Here is a 702-nt window from a genome sequence, read left to right as displayed (position 1 = left end):
AAACCCATCTGGGTTGTATGGTTAAGCCTCTCGAGTCATTAGTACAGGTTAGCTCAACGCCTCACAACGCTTACACACCCTGCCTATCTACGTCCTGGTCTCGAACGGCTCTTTAGTGGACTCTAGTCCAAGGGAAGACTCATCTTGGGGCTCGCTTCACGCTTAGATGCTTTCAGCGTTTATCAATTCCGAACATAGCTACCGGGCAATGCCATTGGCATGACAACCCGAACACCAGCGGTTCGTTCACTCCGGTCCTCTCGTACTAGGAGCAACCCCCCTCAATCTTCCAACGCCCACGGCAGATAGGGACCGAACTGTCTCACGACGTTCTGAACCCAGCTCGCGTACCACTTTAAATGGCGAACAGCCATACCCTTGGGACCGACTTCAGCCCCAGGATGTGATGAGCCGACATCGAGGTGCCAAACACCGCCGTCGATATGAACTCTTGGGCGGTATCAGCCTGTTATCCCCGGAGTACCTTTTATCCGTTGAGCGATGGCCCTTCCATTCAGAACCACCGGATCACTATGACCTACTTTCGTACCTGCTCGACGTGTCTGTCTCGCAGTTAAGCTGGCTTGTGCCATTACACTAACCGTACGATGTCCGACCGTACTTAGCCAACCTTCGTGCTCCTCCGTTACGCTTTAGGAGGAGACCGCCCCAGTCAAACTACCCACCAGGCACTGTCCCTAA

1 rRNA gene is annotated in these 702 nt (G+C 53.7%); it reads right to left on the bottom strand.

Going from position 1 to position 702, the window contains the following annotated elements:
• Positions 1-17: 17 nt before the first annotated feature.
• Positions 18-702, bottom strand: a 23S ribosomal RNA gene (locus J3L11_RS18875); the annotation flags it as partial.

The organism is Shewanella sp. 4t3-1-2LB, from assembly GCF_017368415.1.
GTDB classification, from domain to species: domain Bacteria; phylum Pseudomonadota; class Gammaproteobacteria; order Enterobacterales; family Shewanellaceae; genus Shewanella; species Shewanella fodinae.
This window is presented reverse-complemented; position numbering and strand designations above follow the sequence as displayed.